6 protein-coding genes and 1 pseudogene are annotated in these 6,207 nt (G+C 59.6%); 2 read left to right on the forward strand and 5 right to left on the reverse strand.

Going from position 1 to position 6,207, the window contains the following annotated elements; translation table 11 throughout:
* Positions 1-11 precede the first annotated feature (11 nt).
* Positions 12-287, forward strand: coding sequence for a CopG family transcriptional regulator (locus AX724_RS08430; RefSeq protein ID WP_066765317.1), 276 nt, complete (start codon positions 12-14; stop codon positions 285-287).
* Positions 260-508, forward strand: a pseudogene (locus AX724_RS24430) (type IV secretion system DNA-binding domain-containing protein); the annotation flags it as partial. The gene AX724_RS08430 and the pseudogene AX724_RS24430, both read left to right, overlap by 28 nt.
* 26 nt (positions 509-534) lie before the next feature.
* Here the strand turns inward: AX724_RS24430 and AX724_RS08435 are convergent.
* The 5 genes from AX724_RS08435 to AX724_RS08455 are packed head-to-tail and all read right to left on the reverse strand — an operon-like array spanning position 535 to position 5,699.
* A complete protein-coding gene (locus AX724_RS08435; protein ID WP_231736584.1) occupies positions 535-1,959 on the reverse strand; it encodes an efflux transporter outer membrane subunit in 1,425 nt (474 codons plus the stop codon).
* A 26-nt stretch (positions 1,960-1,985) separates the two neighbouring features.
* Positions 1,986-3,002 (reverse strand): efflux RND transporter periplasmic adaptor subunit, encoded by a 1,017-nt coding sequence (locus tag AX724_RS08440; protein WP_082733454.1) that lies wholly within the window; start codon positions 3,000-3,002, stop codon positions 1,986-1,988.
* On the reverse strand, positions 2,999-3,214 hold the full coding sequence (locus AX724_RS08445) for a DUF1656 domain-containing protein (protein WP_066765330.1): 216 nt from the start codon (positions 3,212-3,214) through the stop codon (positions 2,999-3,001). The genes AX724_RS08440 and AX724_RS08445 overlap by 4 nt, the downstream gene beginning before the upstream one ends.
* Complete coding sequence (locus tag AX724_RS08450) at positions 3,211-5,247, reverse strand: FUSC family protein (RefSeq protein ID WP_066765332.1); 2,037 nt, start codon at positions 5,245-5,247, stop codon at positions 3,211-3,213. The genes AX724_RS08445 and AX724_RS08450 overlap by 4 nt, the downstream gene beginning before the upstream one ends.
* Positions 5,244-5,699 (reverse strand): MarR family winged helix-turn-helix transcriptional regulator, encoded by a 456-nt coding sequence (locus tag AX724_RS08455; protein WP_066765334.1) that lies wholly within the window; start codon positions 5,697-5,699, stop codon positions 5,244-5,246. The genes AX724_RS08450 and AX724_RS08455 overlap by 4 nt, the downstream gene beginning before the upstream one ends.
* Positions 5,700-6,207: the final 508 nt, after the last annotated feature.

The following is a 6,207-nucleotide window of genomic DNA, read 5'->3' on the forward strand; positions in this document are numbered from 1 at the left end:
ATCTCGCCTTGATGCGGCGTGCGCGCGGCGCGAACCTTTCGCTCTCCGCTTTCATCCGTCATGTGCTCGAGCAGGCGGTCGATGAGCGCAAGCGCTATGCCTTCTCGTCGCAGGACGAGATTCTCGCAACCTCGATCCAGATCCTTTCGATCGTCGCGACGTCCGTCGGCCAGCACTCCCCCGCCGCACTCGAACAGGGCATGGCGCAGGCCCGCGCGATCCTTGCCGAACTTGGGCTCCTTGGCGGGGAGGATACCTCGTGGGCATCTTTCGCAATGACATGCTAGGGTCATGGACCCGCAGGGGCCAGGCGATCGTCTACAATGTGCGCATGACCACCCAGGTCTTCTATCAGACCATGCTGGCCGGGTTCATCATCTGGATCCTCGGGACGCTATGGTACGCGTTCGAGAAGCCGACAGAGTATGAACGCTTCGTCCTCGTCAAACTAGCCGAGGCCACGATCAAGGTCGGCGCTGCCGGTGGCACCAACGATCCGATACAGTTTGTCCCAGGTTTGTCAGGCGCTCTGCATCATTTTTGTGCGTTCGAAGAGGCCGATGCTGCGGCTTGTGAGGCATTCTGCCATCCACCCCCGAGTGCGAGGAAGACATTGATCTGACGATCGATCAATTCGCCGCGTGATTGCGACAGTGCTGTTTCGGCGTCGGCGAGTTGAGCTTGGGCAGTCAAAACGCTCAGAACGTCGGTTCTACCAAAACGGAAAAGGCGATTGGCTTTCGCTGCCGAATCCCTCGCGTCTTCTCGTGTATTTTCCAGGGCATCATCCCGCTCCATTTCATGGGCATATTCTGTCAGAGCCGTCTCTGTCTGGCGAAGAGCTTCTATGACCGCTCCGTCGAATTGCGCCGATGCGATGTCCGCTGTAGCCCCCGCCGCAGCAATCCTTGCATGAATGAGCTTGCGATTGGGAAATGCCCATGAGATCAATGGGCCAACAAGTCCTCCAAAACTTTCCCCCGACGCAAAAGATGAAATGGCGTTAGCAAAGCCCATCGACCCCGTCAGGGTAACCTGTGGGTACAACTGGGAGGTTTCGACGCCAATCCCCGCTGTTGCCGCAGCGAGTTCACGCTCTGCAGCGCGTACGTCCGGGCGGCGTTTCAGGAGCGCCGCACCATCCCCGACGGGCAGAGGTTTTTCCAGCGTGGGCGGGGTGGTGCAGGTCTCAAGTTCCTTCGGGTAGGCCGAAGGGGCGCGCCCCATCAAGGCGGCCAGTTCATAGAGCGATGCCTGTCGGTGGGCTATGATCGTCGGTATCGCCGCAGCGCTACGATCAGCGGCCGTGCGCGCCCGGCTCACATCGAAGGATGTCGAGCGACCGCCCTTGAACAATCTCTGCATCGACGAGAGCGTCTCACGCTGGATGTCCAGCACCTGCCGGGTCGCCGCAAGGGTCACATTTGCAGAACAGGTGTCCGCATAAGTTCGCGCGACTGCTGCCGCAACTGTCACTTTCACCTGATCCCTCGCTGCCTGCACCGCCTCCGCATCATCTCTTGCAGCCTCGATGCCGCGCTTGATTCCGCCGGCCAGGTCGAGAGGATAAGCCACGGACGCCTCGAGCTTGTAGCTGTAGTTGAACGGAACAGGCAGAGTGAGCGTATATCCGCCCACGCGCGCGGCATAAGCGCCTGCCCCCAGCGAGGTTTGCACCGTTCTTCCGGCCTCGGCTTCTCGAACAACTTCGCTGGCTCGTCTCAAATTGGCGTCAGCCGCCCGCAGGTCGGTATTGGCGGAAAGCGCCTCGAGAACATACTCATCAAGTCTGGGATCATCGTAAAGTTGCCACCAACGATCTGGAAGATCTTCCTGCGAGAAGGCACGGATATTGTGACTGCTCGTGAAAGGCGCATTGGCCGCCGGTGAAAGGGCCACAGCCTTCTCAGGCAGATGATAATCTGGACCTGCCTTGCAGCTGGAGAGCGCAACGCTCAAAAAGCAGATTGTCCTTAAGTGGCGCATCAGTTCGGCTTCCGGCTGTCTGTCAAGACCTGACGGCCGATGTCCGTCCCAACCGCCGATCGTTGCATTGCTGGGGGCGCGGAAAGGGGAGAGGTCGTTGTCGGTGTCACCTCAAGTCGAGTGGACGCAAGAGACTTCCCAGGTGCAAGGGTCAGAGGCAGAATTGTAATTGTCGCGGTGCGGCCAGCAATCAGTTGTGTGCCCGCGGGCATGTGATCGACGTGAATGCGAACAGGAATGCGCTGGGCCAGACGCACCCAGGCAAAGGTCGGCTGGACCGTCGGCAGCAGGTTGGGTGCGTTCCCACGCTGATCATCGGCGATGCCGGCGGACAAGCTGACGACATGGCCTTCCATGTCAGCATCATCACCCATGAGGCGGATGCGTGCCTTGTCGCCGATCCGGATGTGCCGAAGCTTTGTTTCCTCAAAATAGCCTTCGATTCGGATGGAATCCGTGTCGACCAGAGCCATCGCCTGTGATCCGGCTGCAAGGAAATCACCGGGATGGAGGTCAAGATTGGTAACCACGCCATCGACGCTGGCATGAATCTCTGTCCGGCGAACATTGAGTGCAGCCGTATCGCGTGCGGACATTGCCTGGGCCAGCGCCGCACTCGCGGTTTCAACCTTGGCAAGGTTCTGCTCGTGCGTTTCGGTTGCCACAAGATCACCCAGCGCGGTGTCGCGCCTCGCTTCCTTGCGCGCCAGGTCCAGTGTCGCCCTGGCGCTGGCTATTGCCGCGTCGGCCTGCTCGAGGGCATAGGCATATCGAGGACTGTCGACCACCAGGAGCAACTGCCCCTTCCTGACCGGTTGATTGTCCTGAACCAGAACCTGAGTAACCAGTCCACCGACGTCGGAGGCAACCCGAACGACGTCTGCGCGCACATGGCCGTCACGTGTCCAAGGGTCTGTTTCAAATCGGCGCCACATCGAAATGGCGATCAGGATCGCTATTCCAATGACAATCACGGTCAGCAGCCAACGGCCGACGGGAACAAGAATCCGCTTCATAGATGAAGTCCAAGGCTCGGCATGAGGGTCGAGAGCAACTCGAGGATGATGAAGAACAAGGCGACGTCGACCAGTGGCCGGTATGCAATCAGTCGATAGATCCCAACGTGTGTCGCGAGTTGGCTCATGAGCGCAGTGAGGATAAGCGCGAGGAAGCCGACGATGAGAAGGGTAGGCAAATACACGCCCGCGATGGAGATTTCGCCGATCATACTGCCGGAGATCCGAATGCAGGCGCAGTCGGGAACAGATTGCGCCGGAGGCTCGTCAACAGGATCAGGCCTGTTCTGCGCTGGGTCGATTCCGGCGCCGCCAGAAATTCACCGGCGGCATTATCAATCAGCGGTAGCAAATTTGGAGGCTTCTGGTCGCTGTTCACGCGACGGCTGCGGAAATAGCCTCCGAGGGAATCAAGCGCGGATTTCAGCAACGCCTGCTCCCGCAAGGAGCAATCCCTGTGCATGGCTTCCAGTTCGCCTGCAATATACCCCACGCGTAGATCGACCAGGATATTGAGCAGTGGTCGTCCCGAATCCTGATCCAGCGCAGCAAGCCGCGGTGCAAGCAGCCCGATCCTGTCGAGCATGAGGCTGAGCCATAACGAGGTATCCGCAGCTGCGCCGGATGCCCGGCGGGCCACATCTTGCCAACAGGCGCGAACCAGTCTGGTAACGCTTCGCCGGGCGCCAACCGTTTGAAACATATTGACGCAGACAACGGCGCTCGCGGTGCCGACCAGTTGGGCCAGGCAGACGTTGATGAAGGCGCCGAAGTTCCCTGTATAAGCGGCGTTCAATCCAACCGCTGCCGGAAACCCCAGAACCATGCCAAAGGCAAGCGGAACATAGCGTGGTCGAGCCAGCAGCGAGCCGATACCAAGCATCGGTGGCGCAAGAACGGCCACGATCATTTCAAAGCTGCTGACTCTGGGGAGAATAGCATAGCCGTAGATCAGGGCCGCCACCATGCCGATGAAACTGCCCAAAAGGAGGCGCATGATAATCGGAGCGGGACGATCAAGATGCGCGAACAGTGCGCAGCAGATGCCGGTGAACAAGGCTGCCGTCGCGCCATCTGCCCATGCCGTCCCAATCCAGAAGGCGCAACCCATCCCAATCGACGTGGCGGTGGCAAGGCCGGCTCGCGCGGCATGCCCACGATCAAGGTGAAGCGCGCGCGAACCTCCATCCTTGAGCAGCTCTACGATCCTGGGCGGGGCGGCTCGCAGTCCGGGCCACTCCAACTGATCACGCAGATCCCGGCAATCGCGGTGAGCTTCAATCAGTTCCGCAAGCCGGGCCAGGAGATTGAGGAGCATCATATCGCGCCAAGGGGTCGCAGCACTTATGGAAGCAGGTTCGAGACGCCGGGCCTGTTCGAGCAAAACCTCTGCGCTATCGCCGCGATCGCCCTTTTTCAGTCCGTCGCCCAGCCATGAATCGACGCGCTGCATCAGCGCTACCACGGCAATGGGCAGCTCACCGGGAAGGCTTCTCAACTGCTCGATGCGATCCTCGATCGAACTGGCAAGCGGGAGCAATAGCGACAATTGATCCTGCAAAGCGCGCACCGTTCGAACCCGCGGAAGAACGCGCGCGACGTCGAACGGCAGATGGATCGAAAGCTGGTGCAGTTCACTAATGTCATTGGCCAGCCTCCGACGATCTCGATCCAGTTGCTGACCTCCGACCGCCTCCAGCGCATCGCTCGACCAGCGCTCGGCATCGGCAAGGATTGCATTGGCGCGCGCGAGCAAGACGGTGCTGACCGGCCTGGGGAACACGAGGCTGTGCACAAGGGTGGAGACGAATATCCCGATGCAGATTTCCTGTACGCGGACGATCGCCACATCGAAAATCGTATCGGGTGCTTCGACGGCTGGTAACGCTATGATGCTCGCGCTGTATCCCGCGAGCAGAAAGATGTAGGAGCGCGGCGTTGGATCCAGGAGAGCCAGATAGACACATAGTCCAAGCCAAAGGGCGAGGGCGCCGCTCAGCACCACTGGTTCATTCACGAATGTCGGTACGAGAACGACGGCCGCAATCGCTCCAAGCAGTGTGCCGGCAAGGCGGAACACGGCCTTTGAAACAACGGCGCCGGCGAGAGGGTTCGCGACAATATAGGCTGTGGTAATTGCCCAGGATGGCCGCGTCAGGCCAATGCGCAAGGCAATCCAGTAAGCCAGCATGGCGGCGAAGAAGCTCTTTGCCGCGAAGAGGATAGCTTCCCTGTCTTCTCTCACACCCGACGCCCTTCATGCGTGGAGCCACTCTTGTGGAGACGTAAGAGAAAGGATTCCGCGCTTTGTAATTCATCGTCCGGCAGAGCTTCGAAAAATCGCGCTCTTGCCTGGTTGAGTTCGCGTTGAACCGTGCCGACGATCTCGCGCCCACGCTCCGTGAGGATGATTTTCTTCGACCGGCGATCGCACGCCTGTCTTTCACGCGTCACCAGTCCGGCGGTTTCGAGTTGATCGAGCAGCCGGACAAGCGTGCCCGACTGAATGCCCGCGCGCCGCGCAATATCGACCTGATGTCCGTCGCGTCCCATTTCCGCCGCCTGCACCAGAATCCAGCCTGTGGCATAGGAAAGGCCTGACGCTGCGATCGCCTCACCGGCACAATCACGCCATTCGCGTGATAGCGCCAGTAACTGGCCCGATATCACGATCTCGAGCGATCTGCGGTCAGTCATGATTCCGAACGCTCTGGAATTGGGGCCTTGACCGGCGGCCGCCCACACAGGCTGTACGATCGCGAATGGCGAAGAGCGCGGAAGGGCGGCGGTGAAGGTCTTGCCCGATGAGCAAGGTTTTCATCCCCGATGAGGGACAGCCGATCATCATAGCGACTAATTCTCCTGGCAAGGCAAAGGGTAGCGCACGGACTAACCCATCGTCGGCGATGGACGGGGCCGGCATCGGGCGGGAATTGTTCGCAAACCACTTATTGCGCAGCCGCGTAATTCTAAAAGACCATATTGGTTGGCGCGCATATCGCAGAGGTATCGGGTGTTTCGCCGCCTTTCCGATGTGGAGGGCACGCCGGTTGCAAGCCAAGCCCATTGCCGATTAGGTATACCGTATAGGTATGGATATGTTTCCGCTTTTGATGATGTGAATCACCACGGAGATGTTTAGAGACCTAACCTGTCTTATTCACCGCGGCGGGTGAGAGGGTTGGCGGGAGTGGCGTAAGCGATT

Source organism: Sphingobium sp. CCH11-B1 (genome assembly GCF_001556865.1).
Classification (GTDB): Bacteria; Pseudomonadota; Alphaproteobacteria; order Sphingomonadales; family Sphingomonadaceae; genus Sphingobium.